Source organism: Aestuariivita boseongensis, from assembly GCF_001262635.1.
GTDB classification, from domain to species: domain Bacteria; phylum Pseudomonadota; class Alphaproteobacteria; order Rhodobacterales; family Rhodobacteraceae; genus Aestuariivita; species Aestuariivita boseongensis.
In genome coordinates, this window is sequence record NZ_JXYH01000024.1 from 24748 (window position 1) to 44996 (window position 20249).

Genomic DNA, 20249 nt, shown 5'->3' on the forward strand with positions numbered 1-20249 from the left:
CGCCCGCGGCAAGCCGTGGGAGAGGGGTATTTTTGGCCAGAAAGAAGCAGGGGGCGGTCAGATATCCCAGGCCACGGGCAGTTGGGTCGGGCCCCGGAAGGCCCAGCCTTTGAAGATGGGCGTGCCGTCGAGGCGGAGATTTGGCAGGGCGGCGAGGGCCGCGGGGACCGCATGCCGGGCCACGAGGCAGCGCGAGGCGGCGGCGCCTGCGCAGAAATGCGGGCCTGCGCCGAAAGGGATGGCGGGGCCGGTGTCGCGGGTGAGATCATAGGCATCGGGATTTTGGAAATGCGCCTCGTCCCGGCAGGAAGAGGAGAACATCAGGAAGATGGTTTCTTCCGGCTCAAACCGGATGCCGCAGGCTTCGCCCTGTTTGGCGACGCGGCGGGGGACCATGCCGATGGGGTCACCAGGCGGACATATTCGTCAAAGGCGTTGTCCCAGGTGGCCTGGCCCGCGTCGATCAGCGCGCGCTGCTCCGGGTGGGTCAGAAGCGCCCAGATCGTGCCTGCAATCGCATCGCGCGGTTCGTTCTGACCGCCGCCGATGATCACCTTGATATTGCCTGAGATCTGCGCGCGGCTGAGCCCCGCCTGATCCAGCACCGAGATCACGGAATGATCGGGGTTGGCGCGCAGGGCGTCCATGCGCGCATCAATCGCCGCGTCCACATTGGCAGAGGCCGCATAGGCGCGGGCGGCGATATCCGGGTCGCCTGCGTAATTGGCGCAGCCGTCGATCATCTCCTGGCTGGCGGCGTTCATTTGCTCGGCGGTGATGTTGGTGAGCCCGGTCATGACGCGCAGCGCATCGGCGGCGACAGGCAGGGCATAGTCCGTCACCAGATCGGCGCGGCCCATCGGTTTGATCCGGGCAAGATGGGTGTGGACGATCTTTTCAAAGGCGGGCGATAGGTGGTCGCGCACCGTGCGCGGGCTGAGCGCGGGGAAAAGCGCCTTGCGTTCGGCCATATGCGCCTGGGCATCCTTGCGCATGAGATTGGCGCCCATGATCTGTTCCACAAGCCCCTTGGGCTGGTGGCTGGAGAAGAGGTCGATCCGCTTTTCCTCGCGAAACACATCGTCGCGGCGGGTGAACAGGGTGGCGCGCAGTTGCGGGACATAGGTGACAGGCGCTGTCGCCCGCATGCGCGCCAGATCCGGGTAGGGATCGGCGATGAACGCGTCGAGATCGATTTCGGTTACGGGTGCGTCAGACATTCCAGACCACTGGGACAGAGGTTGGGCCGCGAAACGCCCAGCCGGTGAAGGGGACATCGCCTGTCAGCCGCAGGCCCGGCAGGTGCTCGAAGGCCAGCGGCAGGGCGATCTGGGTGATCAGGCAGCGCGAGGCGGCGGCGCCTGCGCAGAAATGCGGGCCAGCGCCGAAGGGGATGGAGGCCGCGGTGTCGCGGGTGACGTCGAACCGGTCGGGATCGTTGAAATGCGCGCCATCGCGATTGGCGGAGCCGAACATCAGGAAGACGCGGTCATCGGTGTCGAAGCTCACCCCGTTCACGGTGTCGGGCTGCGCCACGCGGCGGGGCGACATGCCGATGGGGCTTTGCCAGCGGGTATATTCGGCAAAGGCGTCCTCCCAGGTGGCGCGGCGCTGCCGGATCAGCGCCAGTTGGTCGGGATGGGTCAGAAGTGCCCAGATGGTGCCTGCAATCGCATCGCGTGGTTCGTTCTGCCCACCCGAGATGATCAGCTTAATATTGGCGCGTGTGGAATAGTCGCTGACCCCTGCGTCACGCTGGACTTTCAGGGCCGAATACTTCGCCGCGCTGTCCCACATCCTGTCGATATGGGCGTCGATCAAGGCGGTGCCTTCGTGGCAGCGCGCCGCGATCTGCGGATCGCCCGCGTAATTGGCGCAGCCGTCGATCATGGCCTGGCTGACGCCGTCCATTTCGGCAGCGGTCATCTGGGTCAGGCCGGTGATCAGCTTCAGCGCCTCGGCCGAGACCGGCATGGCGTAATCGGTGACCAGATCGCAGGCGCCTTTGGGTTTGAGGTCTGCGAGAATTTGAAGCGCGCGGGCCTCGAAAAGGGGTTTCCAATGGGTGTTCACCGTTTTGGGCGAGACGGTGGGAAAGAGCGCCTTGCGCTCGGCCATGTGATCGGCGCCGTCCTTGCGCATCATGTTCTGGCCCATGAGCAGGGTCATCAGCCCCTCGGGCTGGTCAGAGGAGAAGATATGGGTGCGCTTTTCCTCGCGATGGATGTCGTCACGGCGGGTGATCAGGGTCGCGCCCAGTTGCGGAACATAGGTGATCGGCGCCCCGGCCCGCATCTGCGCCAGCGCCGGATAGGGGTCGGCGGCAAAGGCTGCGGGGTCGATTTCGGTGACAGGGGCGTTGGACATGGAGCCAGATTAGGCCGGTCGCGAAAAAGTGCAATCGGTCATGCCTTCGGAAGCATTCGGCGGGGGTTGACCTTCCCCCTGCCGGAACCTTTACGGTTGGCGCAAATCAGCAATCGGGATTGATGTTATGAAGTTTGCTCAACGCGTCTTGATGTGTCTTGGCCTGGTCATTTGGGCCAGCAGTGCCTTTGCCCATTCCAAGATGAACGATACCGTTCCTGCGAAGGGCGCGGTGCTTGAGACCATGCCTGAGATGTTGGAATTGAGGTTCGACAAGGGGATCCGTGTGACGCGGATTGTGCAGGCCGGGCCGGACGGTGCCGAGGCGGATCTGGATCTGAGCGGGCAGGGCGGTTTCGTGACCGAGCTGTCCGTGCCCATGGCAATGAGCGGCGCGGGCGAGCACGTGATCGAGTGGCGCGGCCTGAGCATCGATGGTCACGCGATGCAGGACGAGATCCGCTTTACCGTCACCGGCCCATGATTTCCGATCCCTGGGTTTGGGCCGCCGTCCTGGCGCGGACGGCGCTTTATGCCGGTGCACTGGTTGCCACCGGGATGGTGGTGATGCGCCTTGTCTTTTCGGGCCTGCTTGGCGGGCTGGATGCCCCGTTGCGCAGGCGTGCGGGGATCTTCGCTGCGTTGGGGATCCTTGCGGCCTTGGGGGCCTTCAGTCTGCGGGGGGCTGCGCTGACCGGGGATGCGAGCGGTCTGACGGATCCAGAAATGCTGGGGGTCCTCTGGCAAACGCCGGTGGGCGATGTGCTGATCTGGCAGGTGGCCGGTCTGGCGGCGGTCCTGCTGGGCAGCCTGATCGGTGGCGTGGGGCTTTGGCTGGCGCTGGCGGGCGGTCTGGCGGCGCTTTGGTCCTTTGTGCTGCTGGGGCATGTGTCAGATACGGGCGCGCTGGCGTTGCAGGTCACACTGTTCCTGCATCTGCTGGCGATTGCTGCATGGGTCGGCGTGCTGAGCCCGCTGGCGTGGCTGGCGGGCGACGCGGAGCGACGCGCGCAGGCGGCCGAACTGGGGCACCGTTTCGGCGTGGCGGCGATCGGGTTTATCGCCGTGCTGGTCGTTGCAGGTCTGTGGATGGCGCTACGGCTGGTTGGATCGGTCGGCGCGCTTCTTGGCACGGGCTATGGCCTTGTGCTGCTGGCGAAGCTTGGGTGCGTGGCGCTTTTGCTGGGGCTGGGTGCGCGCAACAAGGTGAAGCACGTACCTGATCTGCGCGCCGGACATGCCGGGGCCGGACAAGCGCTGAGGCGGACGATCCGGGCGGAATGGGCGGTGTTTTGGGTGATTTTCCTGGTGACGGCTGTGCTGACATCGGCGGTCACCCCTCCATGACAACAGATGGGTTTGAAACGATGCGAACAGGCGTAAAGCAGACTGTACTGATGGCGGCCATGACGATATGGGCCGGGGCAGCGGCGGCCGATCATGAACTTGACGGGCGCGATGTAGCGCGGGGTGCCGGGCTTTATCAGGAACAATGCGCGGCCTGTCACGGCGCCGATCTGGAGGGCGCGCCCAACTGGCGCAGCGCCAATGCAGACGGCACCTTGCCTGCGCCCCCCCATGATGAAACGGGCCATACCTGGCATCACGATAATGTCCTTCTGTTCGACTATACCAAGCTGGGCGGGCAGGTTGCGCTTGAGATGCGCGGTGTGACCGGATTTACCAGCGCCATGCCCGCCTTTGGCGATCAACTGAGCGATGAGGAGATCTGGAACATCCTGGCCTATATCCGGTCGACCTGGCCCGAAGAGGTGCAGCGCATCCAGAAGGGGCGGAACCCCCGGCACTGAGACCTAATGCGCGGTCCAGATGCCGAAAAGGCCCACTGCAATCAGGCTGAGCGCCCAGAGGATGTCGATATTGAACCAGGCCTTTGACAGGAATTTCAGCCCCATCCAGGTGTAGACGCCCCAGGCGATAATGCCCCCTGCAAGGGTCATGGCGACCGTATGGGCCAGCGCCACTTGCAGAGCCGTCAGAAAGTTGCTGGTCATCAACGCGTTCGCAGCCCGGTGCCCGGTATCCAGCGCATCGATGTCGCAAAGGCCCAGATAAAGCGGCACCAGCATGAGCCCGGCGCCATGGGCCATGGCCGCGAGAAAGGACCACAATGCCAGGCGGGTCGGTTTGACCCGGCTGAGCGCCCTTGGATGGCGGCGGTTGATCAGCAGGTAAACCCCGGCAGCGATCACCAGCGCGCCCGCGCCGATGCGGATTTCGCGCTCGTGTTCCACCAGCACGAACATGGCTGAGAACGGCAAGAGTATCGCCGCCATTGCCAGGAAATGACCCAGCGCCAGAAGCCCCAGCGCCCTGAACAAGGCGCTGCGTTTCTGTTCGAACAAGGCCGCTGAAACCGACAGGGGCCAGCCCATGCCGGGGTTCACGCCATGGTAAATGCCTGCGGCGATGACGGCCCACCAGAGGGCCGCCACCGAAGTCTCTTCCATGGGTTAGGTGTTAGGATAGCAGAAGCTGTCGGTCGAACAGTCTCCGCCCTCCAGCCGGATCTGGTGGGAGCGGTAGCCTTCGGGGAACTCGACCCAGAAGTTTTCGGCCAGCTCCAGCCCGCCATTCGGGTTGGCGTTCGCCATCACCATCGCGGCACCACGGTCGCCGGGATAGAACTGATCGTCCCAGGTGGAATAAAGCGAGTTCGTCCAATAGACGCGTTTGCCGTCGCGGCTGATTTCCACCATCTGCGGGCCATATCCGAAGTCTTTGCCGTTGGGATGCTTGGTCTTTTTCACGATCCCGCCAATCTCGACCTTGCCTGCCAGTTTCGGGTTCATCGGGTCGGAGACGTCATATTGATGCATTTCCCCCGTGCCCCAGCAGGCGACATAGAGGAACTTGTCATCCAGGCTGAGGTCGATATCGGTGACGAGCGGCGGTACCGCCTCGAACCCTTTCAGCAGGTCCGGCAGATCGTCGGGGGAGGCCGGTTGCGGATCAATCGTGATGGTTTTCTTTGCTTCGAACGTGCCGTCTTCGTTGCGCCACCAGGTGAAGATCGCGCCTTGCAGATTGGTCGTATCGACCACCACGCCGCAGAAGCCATATTGCTTGGCGGGGTCATGGGCGGGCCGGATTTCCAGCGCCATCTGGTGGTTTTCGCCCAGATCGATCGTCTGGATGTTCTTGCGCCCGCGCAGGTCCCAGAAGTGGATCTTGTGACCGTATTTGTTGCTCAGCAAATCCTCGGCCACGATGCCGTTTTCGAACTGCGGTGGCAGGCCCCATTCGGAACTGACCATGTAATCGCGCGGCAGGTTCCACCAGAAGTCGTAATGCTTGTCCTGAATGCCGCGGTCCATCTCGTAGCGGCCGAGGATGTCGAAGGTTTCGCAATCCATGATGAAGATGCCCGGAGGGCCATCGGTGCCATCCTTGCCGCCACCGCCGAGGGTGGAGACATAGATGCCCTCGGGCCCGCAATGGATGGTGTGGGGGCGGGAATAGCCTGTTTTTTCAAAGACTTCTTCGGGTTCGATAATCTTGTGAATTTTCGCTTTCAGCGGGTCTTTCACATCGATGACGTAAATGCGCGAGGACCGGATGCCGGGGATGATCAGGTACCGGCGTTCCAGGAAGGCGTGCCCGGTAAGCGGGCTGAGGGCTGACGAACAGGCGTTCCAGCCAAAATGGTGAAATTCGTCGCCCTTGTTGGGCATGATCAGCTCATGCACGATCTGGCCATGGCTTTTCGATTTCGGATCGACATCGACCACGGCAAGCCCGTCGGGCTGCGAACCGTCGGGGCTGAGCATCAGGGTGAAGGCCAGTGTCTCAACCGGGGCGGCCATGGCCATCTGCGCTGTGGGGTGAAATGTGGGGTCTGGTCTCAAATTCATTCTTGTCTCCTCCCAAAGACTGGATAATCGGGACGACACTTGCGGGTTTTCTCCGTCTTTTTGCCGATACTGATGTTTGAAGCGCGGTGTGAGGGGCGCTTCAAATGTCAGACATTTGGCGGCAAGAAAGTGAGTCGGTGCAAGGTTTTTCTGAAATCGGGAGACGCGTAGGCGGATACCGGGCAGGGCGAGGTGCGTGAAAACCGTCTTGGAAGACGGTTTCAACGCGCGTTCGAACGCGTGTTACCAAGGCCGTTGGAACGGCCTTGCTGGCGTTGCTCGATACGTGACCTTACCGCGTCAGTTCGCGCATGCCTTGTTCCAGACCGGCCAGCGTCATGGGTACCATTCGGTCCTCGAAGATCTCGCGGATCATGCCGATGGAATGGGTGTAGCCCCAGTATTTCTCAGGCACCGGGTTGATCCAGAGGTTGGAATTCCACTGATCGCGCGCCCGCTGCAGCCAGACCTGCCCGGCCTCCTGGTTCCAGTGCTCGTTCGCGCCGCCTGGATAGGCGATTTCATAGGGCGACATCGACGCGTCTCCCACAAAGATGCATTTGTAATCCGGGCCATAGGTGCGCAGCACCTCATGCGTAGGTGTCTGCGCGTCCCAGCGGCGGCGGTTGTCGCGCCAAACGCCTTCGTACAGGCAGTTGTGGAAGTAGTAATATTCGAGATGCTTGAATTCGCTGCGGGCGGCCGAGAACAGTTCTTCCACCACCTTGATGTGGGGGTCCATCGACCCGCCGACATCAAGAAACATTACCACCTTCACCGCATTGTGCCGCTCGGGCCGGGTCTTGACGTCGAGATAGCCATGCTCGGCCGTGGCGCGGATTGTGCCGTCGAGGTCGAGTTCCTCCGCCGCGCCCTCGCGCGCCCAGCGGCGCAGGCGTTTGAGCGCGACCTTGATGTTGCGCGTGCCCAGTTCAACAGTGTCGTCCAGGTTCTTGAATTCGCGCTTGTCCCAAACCTTGACCGCGCGCTGGTGGCGGCTTTCCTTTTGCCCGATCCGCACGCCTTCGGGGTTGTACCCGTAAGCGCCAAAGGGTGACGTGCCGGCGGTACCGATCCATTTGTTGCCCCCCTGATGGCGGCCCTGTTGTTCCTTCAGCCGCTCGCGCAGCGTCTCCATCAGCTTGTCAAAGCCGCCAAGCGCCTCGATCTCGGCCTTTTCTTCGGCGCTCAGGTGCTTTTCGGCCATTTTCTCCAGCCAGTCGGCGGGGATATCCACCGCCTCCAACACCTGATCGAAACTGATGTTTTCCAAGCCCTTGAAGGCCGTCGCAAAAGCGCGGTCGAACTTGTCGATGTTGCGTTCATCTTTCACCATGGCGGTGCGGGCCAGGTAATAGAACGCCTCCACATCATAGGTGGCGAGCCCCCGTTTCATGCCTTCAAGAAAGGTCAGGTATTCCCGGAGAGAGACCGGAACACCGCCAGAGCGAAGCGCATCGAAAAAGGGCAGGAACATATCAGACCAGCGATCGGTGAATTAGGATGGTAATGATAAGCCCTGCAAGCGCAAAGGCAATTGCCGTCACAGTGCCGTATTGCAGCTTGTCCAGCCAATTGCCACCGCGCCGCTTGGCGTTCCACACCCCCAGGATGGCGCCCAGAATGGCGCCGGCCAGTACAATCATTCCCTGCTCCGTCAGCTGCGGGGCGCGGGGTTCAGACCTGAGATTTCACGCATCTTCGCCCGCACCGCCCAATCCGAGCCGAAGCCGTATCGTGCCCACCCCAGACTGTCCAGTCTGACGGAACGTGCCACGTCATATTGGCCGGTCAGCTCATAGGCTTCGGCCTGGATCAGCATCAAGGTTGCCAGAAGGGCCGCGTTTTCGGCGCGGCGCGCCACGGGCACGGCCGGTGCGATCAGGCGCAGGGCTTCCTGGCCATCGGCCTGTGACACGGCAAAGGCTGCTGTCTGCGCGGCGAGATAGGCCTGGTGCAGTTCCGTCCCCGGAGTTTGCCGGAAGAAGCGGTCGGCACTTGCGTAATGGCGCTGGGCCAGTTGCGCGTCATAGGCCTGGGTCATGCGGCCCGCGATATAGTGGCTGAAAGCGCGGCGGTGATCGGTCCAGCCATTGCTTTGCGCGATGCTGAGCGCCTTGTTCACCGCGTTGCGCCGCTCGGCCGAACTGCTGCCGGGGCCAAGCGCTTCTTGCACGGCCTCGATCCAGCTGCGGGGCGTGGCCTGCTGGCGTTCACCGGGCAGGCTGTTGCCAGCCGGGTTCAGCGCGGCGAGGATCGAGGGAATGCGCGCGGCAACCTGATCGCGCGTCATGCCCGAACGCAGCGTGGGATCGTAGGTGGCGCGCAGCACCAGCATGTCAAAGCCCGTCAGGACGGTGTGCACATTGTCGTCGTTGAACACCGATTCCCGCAGGCGGTAGAGGTCGTTGAGCGGACCCAAGGCCTGGGCCAGTTCTTCGTGCAGGCAGTCGCGCACCTCTTGCGGGCTGGCGTCATAGGGCAGGAAAATCGCCATCTGCGTGCGGTCGCGCAGGCTGACCCAGTTGGTCTTGTCCGACCGGCGGCTGCGGCGGAAATCATCCAGACTGGTGACATTGGGCACCACAAAACAGGCCGCTTGCGGAAGGGCGCGGCGGATATCGGCGCGGCTGACCGCTTCGATCACGATATTCGGGGTCTGGTTGCTGGAGCCAATGCTGCGGATGTCGATCCCGGCCTCGTTGCGCAGCCGTGCCAGCAGGCGCGACAGATCCGGGCCCAGGCTGGCGGGCGGTTTGCCGGTAACGCCCACGGTGATCGGCCCTTCGAACCGGGTGAAGTGCGTCAGTTCCCGACCGCTTTCCAGCTGAAAATGCAGCGACAGGAAATCGGCGGCGATCGTGCCGTTTGACATGCGCGGCATCACCGGCGCCGGGGCTTGGAACACTTTCATCGGCGGCAGGGCGCTTTCGGCAACCACGGCGCGGGTGACGGGTGTATCACCGGGAGAGGGAATGGAACAGGCGCCAAGCGCCAGGGCAGCGAGCAGAGAAAAATACTTCATAACGGTCTTTGATACCTAATAAACGGGGTCAGAACGCCGATTCGGTCGTAGAGCTTGCGCGCCTCTGCGTTGAAATCCTGCGTCAACCAATACACCGACGGGGTGCCATTGGCATCCGCCGCCGCATAGACAGCCTCAATCAGCTTGCGGCCCACCCCGGTTCCCCGAACCGACGGGTCGGCGTAGAGATCCTGCAGATAACAGACATCCTCGACCTTCCAGGCGTGCCGGTGGAACAGGTAATGCACCAGACCCACCAGTTTGCCGTCGATTTCGGCCACGAAAGCGTTGAAATCGCGGATGTCGTTTCCCAGAAGCCGCGCAAAGGTGCTGCCATAAACCTCGGGCGCCACGGAGGTCTTGTAGAATTGAAGATAGGCGTCCCACAGGCGCGCCCAACTGCTGCGGTCCGCAGCGGTCAGGGGGCGAATGGTGACTGTCAATTCGGCAGACATCGCGGATTCCGTAGGTTGGCAGCAAATACGGCGTGATTGAGATTAACTTGGCCAAGAAACGTTTGAAATGGGGCAAAAATGGGGCAGCGTCACAGTTCTGTCAGGAAACAGATTGTTTCCGCCATGATTTTGACACCTGTTCCTGGTTATCACCGCCGCGCTGAGAATTTGATGTCGTCTCAAGCTCTGTGTGGGGCCAAGTTAAGCCAATGTAAACCTCTGCCGCCGATGAAATGAACCCAATTCCGAACCGGAGGGACCATGCGTTTGAATTTTGTTCTCTACCGCAGCGAAGCAAGCGGACGTATGACCGAGGAGATGATCCTCGATATTCTGATGGACAGCTACCGCAACAATTCGGGTGAGGGGCTGACAGGTTTTCTGCATTTCGAGCGGGGACAATTCCTTCAATATATTGAAGGTCCGAAACTGACCCTGATGCGCAGGCTGGCACGAATCCAGCGCGACAAGCGGCACCGCCATTTCATCATGCTGGCGGATGGCGACCTGGATGAGCGGATCTTTCCCGATTGGGAGATGGGCGTGCTGAGACCAGATACCGAAGCGGCCAGGCAGTTGTTGGCGACGCTTCCAACCCTCGCTTCGGATGCGGATATTGATCCGCTGCCCCTGCTTTACAGCTTTGCCGCGCAGGCCGGAGTGTCAGGCGGTTTGTCGTTCTTTCCAGCCGCCTGACTGGCCTGGCGCGACCCGGCCTTACCGCCCTGCGCGCGCCATGAACGCCAGCCGTTCGAACAGGTGCACGTCCTGTTCGTTCTTCAGTAGCGCGCCATGCAGTTTGGGCAGGGCATTCGCGCCGTCGCGCTTGAGGTCTTCGGCGGTCAGATCCTCGGCCAGAAGCAGTTTCAGCCAGTCCAACACCTCGGAAGTAGAGGGTTTTTTCTTCAGACCGGCGGTTTCGCGCAGTTCATAGAATTGCGTCAGCGCGGTGGTCAGAAGGGCTTCCTTGATGCCGGGGTGGTGCACCTCGACGATCTTGCGCATCGTGGCCTCGTCCGGGAAGCGGATATAATGGAAGAAACAGCGGCGCAGGAAGGCGTCGGGCAGCTCCTTTTCGTTGTTTGACGTGATGATCACGATGGGCCGGGTTTCGGCGCGGATCGTCTCGCCCGTCTCGTAGACGAAGAACTCCATCCGGTCGAGTTCCTGCAGAAGGTCATTGGGAAATTCGATGTCGGCCTTGTCGATCTCGTCGATCAGAAGCACGACCTTCTCGTCGCTTTCGAAGGCCTCCCAAAGCTTGCCCTTCTTGATGTAGTTTTTCACGTCGTGGACGCGTTCTTCGCCCAGCTGGCTGTCGCGCAGCCGCGAGACGGCGTCATATTCGTAAAGGCCCTGCTGGGCGCGGGTGGTGGATTTGATGTTCCATTCGATCATCCGCAGGCCCAAAGCCTCGGCGACCTGCCGGGCCAATTCGGTCTTACCGGTGCCGGGTTCGCCCTTGACCAGAAGCGGGCGTTCCAAAGTGACCGCCGCATTCACCGCGATGGTCAAATCATCGGTGGCAACATAGTCCTTGGTGCCTTCGAATTTCATACCGTTCCACCCTTTTCTGGTTGTTGAGCCCATCACTTAGCGCTTGGCGGCTTTTAGACCAAGACCGTCGGGATTGTGTAGTGACAATCGGTGCGCCATCGGATACACGCTGCGTCATTAGGGGGCGTCAATGACCAGTTGGAACGAGTGATCACGCGTCATGGATGGTGTTGACCAAGCCGAGGGAGCCAAAATGAAGCAGGAAGCTTTTCTGCCGGATGACTATCGTCCTGCCGAAGACGAACCGTTTATGAATGAGCGTCAGCTCGAATATTTCCGCCGCAAATTGTTAAACTGGAAGGCCGAGCTGCTGGCGGGCAGCAAAGACACGATCGAAGGCTTACAGGACAGCACCCGCAACATTCCCGATGTGGCCGACCGCGCCAGCGAAGAAACCGACCGCGCCCTTGAACTGCGCACCCGGGATCGCCAGCGCAAACTGGTGGCCAAGATCGACTCGGCGCTGCGCCGGATCGACGAAGGTGAGTATGGCTATTGCTCGGTCACGGGGGAGCCCATCTCTCTCAAACGGCTGGATGCACGGCCCATCGCCACGATGAGCCTTGAGGCGCAGGAGCGTCACGAGCGTCGCGAGAAAGTCCACCGCGACGATTGAGACCCGCGCCAAGGGTTTGAAAAGGATTTAGAAAGGCGTCAGGCGCAAGCTTGGCGCCTTTTGCTTTGAGGGACGTGCGACATGAAGCTGAGCGGAATGCGGGTTGCGGTGATCGGGGGCGGCATAGGCGGCATGACCGTGGCGACGGCCTTTGCCCAACGCGGCGCGCAGGTCGAGGTTTTCGAACAGGCCGCCGCCTTGGAAGAGGTGGGCGCGGGCCTGCAGATCAGCGCCAACGGCCAGCGCGTGCTGGCGGCGCTGGGCATGTCCGCCAGGGCACGGGCGCAGGTGTCGCCGGGCACGCAGATGCGCGATGGGCATTCGGGGCGGAAGGTGGCGTTCATTCCGCAGCCCTCGGCCGGGGCCACCTGGTACATGCATCGCGCCGATCTGTTGGATCTTCTGGTCGCCGCGGCGACAGAGGCAGGGGCGTCCATCACGCTCGACCGTGTGGTCACGCCCGGGTCCGTTGACGCCGATCTGGTTATTGCTGCCGATGGCACGCAAAGCCTGTGGCGCAGTGTCGTGGATGGCCCGGTCAGCCCCGCCTTTACCGGGCAGGTGGCCTGGCGCGCGCTGGTGCCGGTGGATGGTGCGCCGCTTCCCGACCAGCCCGCGACGCTGTCCATGGGCAGCAGGGCGCATGTGGTCAGCTATCCCTTGCGGGGCGGCAGTCTGATGAACCTTGTCGCCGTGGAAGAGCGCAGCGGCTGGATGGAAGAAGGCTGGCGGCAGGAGGGCGATATCGCCGAGTTTCGCGACAGGTTTGCCGATTTCCGCGGGCCGGAGAGGGAATGGATCCAACGCGCCCAACAGGTGCATCTTTGGGCGCTGCATCTGCGTCCTGTGGCGCGGCAATGGGTGCAGGGCCACACCGCGCTTCTGGGCGATGCGGCACATCCGACATTGCCCTTTATGGCGCAAGGCGCGTGCCTGGCGCTGGAAGACGCCTGGGTTCTGGCCGAAGCCATCGAGGCCGCGCATGACGTTACCCTGGGCCTCGAGGCCTATCAGGCTGCCCGCCGCGCACGGGCGGAACAGGTCGTTGCGCTGGCCAAGGGCAATGCCTGGCGGTTTCACTTGCCCCGGCCGTGGTCCTGGGGCGCGCAGATGGTGCTGGCACTGGGCGCCGGCGCGTTGGCGAAACGGCTGGACTGGGTCTATGAGTATGATGCGACGGGGGTGATCCGGAGAGTATGAGATTTTTCCAAAAATCTCACCCGCCAGGGAGACGCGTTTTCGAAAACGCGTCCGCGCTCAGAGATCCAGCTCGACCCAGACCGGAACATGGTCAGAGGGTTTGTCGTGGCCACGGATTTCGGCATCAATGCCGCAATCGGTGATCAGATCGGCCGCTTGCGGGGTCAGCAGCATGTGGTCGATGCGAATCCCATCGTTCCGGTTCCACGCGCCGGCCTGGTAATCCCAGAAACTGTAATGCCCCGGTGACTGCACCCGCGCGCGGAAGGCGTCGGTAAAGCCAAGGTTGAGGATCCTGCGAAACGCGGCGCGGCTTTCGGGCATCGCCAGCGCGTCCTTCTGCCAGGCTTCGGGGCGTTTGGCGTCTTCGTCCTGCGGGATCACGTTGTAATCCCCGGCCATCATCGCGGGCATCTCATCGGCCAGCAGATCCTGGGCGCGCTGATGCAGCCGGTCCATCCAGGCCAGCTTGTAATCGAATTTCGGACCCGGCGCCGGGTTGCCATTGGGCAGGTACAGCCCGCAGATCCGGATGGCGGTCTTGCCCACGACCGTCGCTTCGATCCAGCGGGCCTGTTCATCCTCGGGATCGCCGGGCAGGCCACGGGTCACGTCCTCAAGCGGCAATTTCGACAGGATCGCCACGCCGTTGAAGCTTTTCTGCCCGTGGGTTTCGACATTGTACCCACGTTCTTCAAAGATCTCGCGGGGGAAGGCTTCGTCCACGGATTTGATCTCTTGCAGAACGACGACATCGGGTGCCGCCGTGTCCAGCCATGCGGGAAGAGCGCTGATCCGGGCCTTGATCCCGTTGATATTGAAGGTGGCGATCTTCATGGCGGTCCCTTCGCGAATGTGGTCGTCCCCTTCTATCGCCGATCCCACAGCGCGCCACAAGATGGCCACCTGGCTTTCGCAGAATCTAGCGAGTTGATTCCCCGCATTCGTCACCTGATTCGCGCACGAAAGCCGTCAGAATCTGCAGATTTTCGATGATTTTGCGCAGTGTTGATAAGTTTTTTTCGCCTCGTGTATCAATTCAAACTTGATCGTCAGGTCCAGATCTTGGCACGCAACCTTGATGTGGATAAGCCGAGGATAATACAACCTTAGCAAGAAAAGTGTTTTGTAAAATACCGTACAGGCTGCACCGTGACGGGGTGTTTGAAACCCCTGAAACCACGGAGAACCACCATGTCTGCACTGAAGAAAATCCAAGAGAAAACCGCCGCTCATCTGACCGAAACCAGCCTGCTTGACGGTGACCACACCGCGCTCTACTCGACCAGCATGGGTCCTGAGACGGCGGCGCACGCCTTTGACGGGGACGCAACGGCGCTTTTCTCGACCTCGATGGCCCCTTCGGCCCAGTCGGACACAGTTTCCGGTGAAGGTACAGCGCTTTTTTCGACCTCCATGGCCCCCAGTGCGCGCGGTGACGTTGTCTCCGGCGAAGGTACTGCGCTGTTTTCGACCTCCATGGCGCCCGAGATCACGGCGGATGCATCCGCAGGCGAAGGCACGGCGCTCTTTTCCACGTCGATGAGCCCCGAAGCGAAGGCCACCACCACCGATGGGGAAGGCACGGCGCTGTTCAGCACCTCCATGGCACCCGAAGCGACCTCCGAGGCAATCGACGGTGAGGGCACAGCGCTCTTCTCCACGTCGATGGCGCCCAAGCGCTAAGCCTCTCCCTGCGGGCGAGTTCATTCCCCCGTTTTGACCGTCGAAGGATCCATCCAATGTCGAATGTCATCCGATTGAACCTGCCCGTTTCTCGCCAGCCTTTGACCCAAAGGCTGGCGGGCCTTGTCCATTGCTTTGCCGAAGAACGCCGCTTTGGCGAAGATGTTTTCTGGCTGAAGGAAAACGCCGAACTGCTCAGCATTCTGGACTGCACCGGCCTGACGCCCGATGACAGCGCCCTTGCCCCGATGGAGGGGTTTTATGCCCAGGTCCTCGACCGGATGGCGTTCTTTCCGCAATATTACCGCTTTCTTCTGTCGATCACGCTGGATCTGGAAGACCTTGGCCTTCCCGGCAACCATGGGGAGGCGCTTGTCAACTGGGCCGCCGATCAGGGCCTTGCGCAGGCAGAACTGTCCGATCTGCAGCGGGCCGAGGCGCGGCGTCTGATGCAGCGGCGCGGACGCGATCCGATGGCTGCGGATAAGGGGCTGGATGACCGTCTGCGCGCGTTCATCAACCGGCCTGAGACCTTTGCGTTGCCCAACAAGAAGGCCGCCTATGAGCTGACGCATATCGTCTTTTACCTCAGCGAATATGGCCGCCGCGATCCCGGGCTGGACGCGCCGGCGCTGCGCGCGCTGAGCTATGCGGGCACGCTGGCCTATCTGGACCAGAACCTGGATCTGGTGGCCGAGATCTGCGTCGCTCTGCGCTATGCCGGGCAGGAGCCGCCGGTGCTGTGGGAAGACTGGGTCGCCCGCGAGGCGACGGGCTTCCGGATGACAGAAGGCCCGCGCGCGCAGGTCGGCGACAATTACCATGAATATTTTGTCTGCAACTGGCTGCTGGCTGCGCGCGGTGACGAGTGCTTCCAAAGCGCGCCGAATTTCTGCCGGGCGCAGTTCACCCGCGACAGCTGGCCCGGGCCGCTGCGCGCGCTGTCGGAAACCCTTTTCGGGCTGGGTCCGCTGCGCCAGGCAGACTGGTCGGTTATGCGCCATCAGATGTTCGAAGTGCTGGATACGCGCGGTCAGGACATCCTGATGGAGGCCGAAGCCAATTGCGTTGATTTCGACCATTTCTTTTCGGTTTTCGCGCGTGCTGCATATCTGCAGGCCGCATCCCGGCAGGAGGCTATGGGATGAAAGCCGTGGTGCAAAGCACAGCTCTGACCGGCGCGGCGTTGGTCGCTCTTTATACCGCGCTGATGTCCGGTGCCGACGGGATCACGAAATTCATCGCAGGCCAGTTCGAAGCACCGCAGCTTTACGCCATTTCGGGCCTGATCGTTGTGGCCCTGTCCCTGCTGGCCGACCGCCATCCGGGTCAGCGGCGCGGGTTGAAGACCACATGCCCCAGGGCGATGGCGCTGCGCGCAGGTGCAACGGTTCTTGCCGTGGTGGGCTTCTTTTATGCCTTTCGGCTGTTGCCCTTTGCCGATGTGTTCCTGTTTGTCGGCCTGATCCCGATCTTTGCCGGGCTGATGTCCGGCCCGATTCTGGGCGAACGGGTACGCCCTTCGGCCTGGGCGGCGCTGTGTGCGGCTTTTGTCGGCGTGCTGTGTCTGTTTCCCTCGGGCTGGTCAGGGGTGCAGGCCGGGCATCTTTGGGCGCTGTCCGCCTGCCTTCTGGGCACGTTTTCGATGGTCATGGCGCGCTATATCGGACGGTATGAGACCAACGCGCTGGCGCAGGTCTTCTATCCGAACCTTGCGATTGCTTTGGTGATGGGGGCGGTTCTGCCGTTTGTCTGGAAACCCATGGGGCTGGGCGATCTGGCGTGGATTGCCGGTTATGCCGGGTTGTTGTTTCTGGCGCGCTGGGTGCTTGTTATCGCTTTGGGCCGGCTTGAAGCTTATGTGGTCACGCCGCTGATGAACCTGCAATTTGCCTGGATGGTCCTGATAGGGGCCGCGTTTTTCGGCGAATACCCAAGTGCCGGCACCTATCTGGGTGTGGCGATCGTGGTTGGCTCGGGCCTTTATCTTCTGTGGGATCAGTACACACCGGAAAGCGCGCGCAAACCGATCTGGTCTGCGCGGGGCCGGTTCCGCACCGATCCGTGATTACATCGAAAAGGATGTTCCGCAGCCGCAGGAACTGGTGGCGTTCGGATTGTCGATGACGAACCGCGCGCCGATCAGTTCTTCGGAAAAGTCGATCACGGCATTTTCCAGAAAGGGCAGGGAGACGGCGTCGACCACAACCTTCTGGCCCTTGCCTTCCAGAACCAGATCGTCGTCCTTGGGATCGTCCAGCGCGATCTCATATTGAAAGCCCGAACAGCCGCCGCCTTCGACGGCCACACGCAGGGCTTGGCCCTGATCGGCCGCACCGATTTCGGCCAGACGTTCAAATGCACGCTCGGTCACTTTGGGAGGCAGGTTCATTTCCGTGTCATCCGGTTTTCATAATGCTCTGCCTGCAATATAGAAATCCTCGGGACCCAACTCAAGGACAGGAGTGTCGCCAATGCGCGCGCCCTATGCCTCGGACCCTGACAGCGCCCGGGGACGGCGCGTCAGGGAAGAGGAGAGCAGCTTCAGATCCTGCTTCCAGCGGGATCGAGACCGGATCATTCACTCCAGCGCCTTTCGGCGGCTGAAGCACAAGACCCAGGTGTTCGTGGAACACGAGGGGGATTATTACCGCACGCGTCTGACCCATTCGATCGAAGTGGCGCAGGTGGCGCGGACCATTGCGGGCGCGCTGGGCCTGAATGGTGAACTGACCGAAGCGGTCGCCTTGGCCCACGATCTGGGCCACACGCCCTTCGGTCATACCGGGGAAGATGCGCTGCACGCGCTGATGGAGCCCTATGGCGGGTTTGATCACAACGCACAGGCCATTCGCATCGTGACAAGGTTAGAGAGGCACTACGCGGATTTCGACGGGCTGAACCTGACCTGGGAAACGCTGGAGGCGATCGCCAAGCATAACGGCCCCGTCACCGAAGATCCGCTGCCCTGGGCGTTGGCCGATTACAACGCGCTGCATGATCTGGAACTGGACACCTATGCCAGCGGGGAGGCGCAGGTGGCCGCGATTGCCGATGACATCGCCTATAACCACCACGATCTGCATGACGGGCTGCGGGCCGAGCTGTTCTCAACCGATGAACTGGCCACGCTGCCCATTCTGGATGCCTGCTTTGCCGAGGTCGATGCCAAGTACCCCGATCTGAATTACTATCGCCGCAGGCATGAGGCGCTCAGGCGTTTCTTTGGCGTTCTGGTCGAAGACGTGATCCGCTACGCCCGCGCTGAACTGGCCGAGCTTGATCCGCAATCGGTCGCCGATATCCGCGCGGCAGGCAGGCCGCTGGTGCAGTTTTCCAACGATCTTTTTCAGGATCTCAAGACCATTCGCGCCTTCCTGTTCGAACGCATGTATCGCGCGCCGTCGGTCGTCGAGATGCGGCGCGAGGTGACCCATGTGGTTCAAGAGCTGTTCCCCTTCTTCCTGGCCCATCCCGAACATCTGCCAAAACAATGGCGCAAGGACGTGGCCGAGGCGGAAGGGGAGGTGGCACTGGCCCGCATCGTGTCGGATTACATCGCCGGCATGACCGACCGCTTTGCCCTGCAGGAACATGAACGGCTGGTGCGCGGCGATTGACCCCTGCCGGCGCAGTGGTTGACCATGCAAGCGCACCTGTTAAACGGTGCGCAGACTTCACAAGGTGATCTGAGACATGAACCTTTTTGCCGATATCCGTGCCGCCGTCATTTCCGCGCTGGACGCCATGGTTGCCGAAGGCGCGCTGCCGGATGGCCTGAGCTTTGACAATGTCACGGTTGAGCCGCCGCGCGATGCGGCCCACGGGGATATGGCGACGAATGCGGCCATGGTTCTGGCCAAGCCCGCCAGAGCCAAGCCCCGTGACATCGCCGAGGCGCTGGCCGCAAAGCTTGGCGAAGATCCCCGGATTGCCTCAACCGAGGTCGCAGGCCCCGGCTTCCTGAACCTGCGCCTTGCGCCGGATGCCTGGCAGGGTGTGCTGGCGGCGGTGCTGGCCGAAGGTACGGCCTATGGCCGGTCCGATATGGGGGCTGGGCAGAAGGTGAATGTCGAATATGTTTCGGCAAACCCCACAGGGCCCTTGCATGTGGGCCATACGCGCGGCGCGGTGTTTGGCGACGCGCTGGCCAGCCTGCTGGATTATGCTGGCTTCGACGTGACGCGCGAATATTACATCAACGATGGGGGCGCGCAGGTCGATGTGCTCGCCCGTTCGGTCTATTTGCGTTATCTCGAAGCGCTGGGCCAGGAGGTCGCGTTTGAGGACGGCACATATCCCGGCGATTACCTGATCCCCGTAGGTGAGGCGCTGGCCCGCGAAAAGGGCAAGGCCTGGGTCGGTCAGCCGGAAGAGGTCTGGCTTGAAGAACTGCGCAATTACGCCACTGATGCCATGATGGACCTGATCCGCGAGGATCTGGCAGCCCTTGGCGTGAAGATGGACAAGTTCTTCTCGGAAAAATCGCTGTATGGGACTGGCCGGATCGAGGCCGCGCTTGCGGATCTGGAGTCCAAGGGTCTGATCTATGAAGGCGTGCTGGAGCCGCCCAAGGGCAAAACGCCCGAGGATTGGGAACCGCGCGAACAGACGCTGTTCAAATCCACCGAACATGGCGATGACGTGGATCGTCCGGTCAAGAAATCCGATGGCAGCTGGACCTATTTCGCGCCTGACATCGCCTATCATTATGACAAGGTGTCCAGGGGCTTCGACGCGCTGATTGATGTGTTTGGCGCCGATCACGGCGGCTATGTCAAACGGATGAAGGCGGCGGTGTCGGCGCTGTCGGGGGGCAAGGTGCCGCTGGATATCAAGCTCACGCAGCTGGTGCGGCTGTTCAAGAATGGCGAGCCGTTCAAGATGTCCAAACGCGCGGGCAATTTCGTGACACTGCGCGATGTGGTCGATCAGGTGGGCCCGGATGTGACGCGCTTTGTGATGCTCACCCGCAAGAACGACGCGCCCTTGGATTTCGATTTCGACAAGGTGCTGGAACAAAGCCGGGAAAACCCGGTCTTTTACGTCCAATACGCCCATGCGCGCATTATGAGCGTGCTGCGCAAGGCGGCAGAAGCGGGGGTTGCCGTCGATGATGCCACGCTGCAGGCGGCGGATCTGTCCCTGATCAGCGACGAGGCGGAGCTGACCGTTGCCCGCAAGCTGGCCGAATGGCCGCGCCTGGTCGAGATCGCGGCACGCACCAACGAACCGCACCGCGTGGCGTTTTACCTGTATGAACTGGCGGGCGATTTCCACGGTCTGTGGAACCGGGGCAATGATGACCCGTCGCTGCGCTTCATTCAGGAGGGCGACGCCGCCACCAGTCAGGCAAAAATCGCCCTGGCACGTGCTGTATCCGTTGTGATTTCCGCAGGTCTTGGTATTCTTGGCGTCACACCGGCGCAAGAAATGCGGTAAACGCACACGAAAGACGCCGGGTCTGA

23 protein-coding genes are annotated in these 20249 nt (G+C 61.8%); 11 read left to right on the top strand and 12 right to left on the bottom strand.

Features of this window, described 5'->3' with window-relative positions:
* Positions 1 to 57 precede the first annotated feature (57 nt).
* From TR61_RS20375 to TR61_RS10900, 3 genes are read right to left on the bottom strand one after another with little or no spacing between them, the layout of a single operon-like run.
* A complete protein-coding gene (locus TR61_RS20375) occupies positions 58 to 396 on the bottom strand; it encodes a cytochrome P450 (RefSeq protein WP_245626871.1) in 339 nt (112 codons plus the stop codon).
* Complete coding sequence (locus tag TR61_RS10895; protein ID WP_245626872.1) at positions 321 to 1220, bottom strand: cytochrome P450 family protein; 900 nt, start codon at positions 1218 to 1220, stop codon at positions 321 to 323. Before TR61_RS10895 ends, TR61_RS20375 begins: the two co-directional genes overlap by 76 nt.
* Positions 1213 to 2367 carry a cytochrome P450 gene (locus tag TR61_RS10900; RefSeq protein ID WP_050930024.1) on the bottom strand — a complete coding sequence of 385 codons (1155 nt, stop codon included), beginning with the start codon at positions 2365 to 2367 and terminating at the stop codon, positions 1213 to 1215. Before TR61_RS10900 ends, TR61_RS10895 begins: the two co-directional genes overlap by 8 nt.
* Before the next feature lie 202 nt (positions 2368 to 2569).
* Here TR61_RS10900 and TR61_RS10905 point away from each other — a divergent pair, with 202 nt between their 5' ends.
* Genes TR61_RS10905 through TR61_RS10915 form a run of 3 tightly spaced genes read left to right on the top strand, consistent with a single transcriptional unit; the run spans position 2570 to position 4178 of the window.
* Positions 2570 to 2851 (top strand): copper resistance CopC family protein, encoded by a 282-nt coding sequence (locus TR61_RS10905; RefSeq protein ID WP_245626873.1) that lies wholly within the window; start codon positions 2570 to 2572, stop codon positions 2849 to 2851.
* Entirely contained in the window at positions 2848 to 3714 is an 867-nt protein-coding gene (locus TR61_RS10910; RefSeq protein WP_050930025.1) for a copper resistance D family protein, read from the top strand. The genes TR61_RS10905 and TR61_RS10910 overlap by 4 nt, the downstream gene beginning before the upstream one ends.
* Positions 3715 to 3734: 20 nt before the next feature.
* Positions 3735 to 4178, top strand: a complete 444-nt coding sequence (locus tag TR61_RS10915) for a c-type cytochrome (protein WP_082181938.1) — start codon at positions 3735 to 3737, stop codon at positions 4176 to 4178.
* A 3-nt stretch (positions 4179 to 4181) separates the two neighbouring features.
* Here the strand turns inward: TR61_RS10915 and TR61_RS10920 are convergent, their stop codons facing one another.
* The 6 genes from TR61_RS10920 to TR61_RS10940 all read right to left on the bottom strand — a co-directional run bounded on the left by TR61_RS10920 (position 4182) and on the right by TR61_RS10940 (position 9722).
* Entirely contained in the window at positions 4182 to 4838 is a 657-nt protein-coding gene (locus tag TR61_RS10920; protein WP_050930026.1) for a hypothetical protein, read from the bottom strand.
* 3 nt (positions 4839 to 4841) lie between these two features.
* Positions 4842 to 6242: a selenium-binding protein SBP56-related protein gene (locus TR61_RS10925; RefSeq protein ID WP_050930027.1), complete on the bottom strand. Its 1401-nt coding sequence runs from the start codon at positions 6240 to 6242 to the stop codon at positions 4842 to 4844.
* 292 nt (positions 6243 to 6534) lie between these two features.
* Positions 6535 to 7719, bottom strand: a complete 1185-nt coding sequence (locus tag TR61_RS10930; protein WP_050930028.1) for a vWA domain-containing protein — start codon at positions 7717 to 7719, stop codon at positions 6535 to 6537.
* Between the two features lies 1 nt (position 7720).
* Positions 7721 to 7888 carry a hypothetical protein gene (locus TR61_RS20165; RefSeq protein ID WP_172676966.1) on the bottom strand — a complete coding sequence of 56 codons (168 nt, stop codon included), beginning with the start codon at positions 7886 to 7888 and terminating at the stop codon, positions 7721 to 7723.
* An 11-nt stretch (positions 7889 to 7899) separates the two neighbouring features.
* Positions 7900 to 9267, bottom strand: a complete 1368-nt coding sequence (locus TR61_RS10935; protein ID WP_050930029.1) for a DUF2927 domain-containing protein — start codon at positions 9265 to 9267, stop codon at positions 7900 to 7902.
* A complete protein-coding gene (locus tag TR61_RS10940; RefSeq protein ID WP_050930030.1) occupies positions 9264 to 9722 on the bottom strand; it encodes a GNAT family N-acetyltransferase in 459 nt (152 codons plus the stop codon). The genes TR61_RS10935 and TR61_RS10940 overlap by 4 nt, the downstream gene beginning before the upstream one ends.
* A 261-nt stretch (positions 9723 to 9983) precedes the next feature.
* Between TR61_RS10940 and TR61_RS10945 the strand changes: the two genes are divergently transcribed.
* Positions 9984 to 10418 (top strand): BLUF domain-containing protein, encoded by a 435-nt coding sequence (locus TR61_RS10945; RefSeq protein ID WP_082181934.1) that lies wholly within the window; start codon positions 9984 to 9986, stop codon positions 10416 to 10418.
* Positions 10419 to 10439: 21 nt separating this feature from the next.
* Here TR61_RS10945 and TR61_RS10950 read toward each other — a convergent pair whose 3' ends face one another.
* On the bottom strand, positions 10440 to 11279 hold the full coding sequence (locus TR61_RS10950) for an AAA family ATPase (RefSeq protein ID WP_050930032.1): 840 nt from the start codon (positions 11277 to 11279) through the stop codon (positions 10440 to 10442).
* Positions 11280 to 11472: 193 nt separating this feature from the next.
* Here TR61_RS10950 and dksA point away from each other — a divergent pair, with 193 nt between their 5' ends.
* Entirely contained in the window at positions 11473 to 11895 is a 423-nt protein-coding gene (gene dksA, locus TR61_RS10955) for an RNA polymerase-binding protein DksA (RefSeq protein WP_050930053.1), read from the top strand.
* A gap of 81 nt (positions 11896 to 11976) precedes the next feature.
* Positions 11977 to 13095 (top strand): FAD-dependent monooxygenase, encoded by a 1119-nt coding sequence (locus TR61_RS10960; protein WP_050930033.1) that lies wholly within the window; start codon positions 11977 to 11979, stop codon positions 13093 to 13095.
* A gap of 57 nt (positions 13096 to 13152) precedes the next feature.
* On the opposite strand, the gene xth is transcribed toward TR61_RS10960, so the two are convergent.
* Positions 13153 to 13932: an exodeoxyribonuclease III gene (xth, locus tag TR61_RS10965; RefSeq protein ID WP_050930054.1), complete on the bottom strand. Its 780-nt coding sequence runs from the start codon at positions 13930 to 13932 to the stop codon at positions 13153 to 13155.
* A gap of 357 nt (positions 13933 to 14289) precedes the next feature.
* Here xth and TR61_RS10970 point away from each other — a divergent pair, with 357 nt between their 5' ends.
* The 3 genes from TR61_RS10970 to TR61_RS10980 are packed head-to-tail and all read left to right on the top strand — an operon-like array spanning position 14290 to position 16849.
* Complete coding sequence (locus TR61_RS10970; RefSeq protein ID WP_050930034.1) at positions 14290 to 14781, top strand: DUF6749 family protein; 492 nt, start codon at positions 14290 to 14292, stop codon at positions 14779 to 14781.
* 56 nt (positions 14782 to 14837) lie between these two features.
* On the top strand, positions 14838 to 15929 hold the full coding sequence (locus TR61_RS10975; RefSeq protein ID WP_050930035.1) for a DUF6902 family protein: 1092 nt from the start codon (positions 14838 to 14840) through the stop codon (positions 15927 to 15929).
* Positions 15926 to 16849 carry a DMT family transporter gene (locus TR61_RS10980; RefSeq protein WP_050930036.1) on the top strand — a complete coding sequence of 308 codons (924 nt, stop codon included), beginning with the start codon at positions 15926 to 15928 and terminating at the stop codon, positions 16847 to 16849. The genes TR61_RS10975 and TR61_RS10980 overlap by 4 nt, the downstream gene beginning before the upstream one ends.
* Here the strand turns inward: TR61_RS10980 and TR61_RS10985 are convergent, their stop codons facing one another.
* Entirely contained in the window at positions 16850 to 17173 is a 324-nt protein-coding gene (locus TR61_RS10985) for a HesB/IscA family protein (protein ID WP_050930037.1), read from the bottom strand.
* An 82-nt stretch (positions 17174 to 17255) separates the two neighbouring features.
* Between TR61_RS10985 and TR61_RS10990 the strand changes: the two genes are divergently transcribed.
* Together TR61_RS10990 and argS are read left to right on the top strand one after the other, a co-directional pair.
* Positions 17256 to 18401, top strand: coding sequence for a deoxyguanosinetriphosphate triphosphohydrolase (locus TR61_RS10990; RefSeq protein WP_050930038.1), 1146 nt, complete (start codon positions 17256 to 17258; stop codon positions 18399 to 18401).
* A 76-nt stretch (positions 18402 to 18477) separates the two neighbouring features.
* On the top strand, positions 18478 to 20223 hold the full coding sequence (gene argS, locus TR61_RS10995; protein WP_050930039.1) for an arginine--tRNA ligase: 1746 nt from the start codon (positions 18478 to 18480) through the stop codon (positions 20221 to 20223).
* Positions 20224 to 20249: the final 26 nt, after the last annotated feature.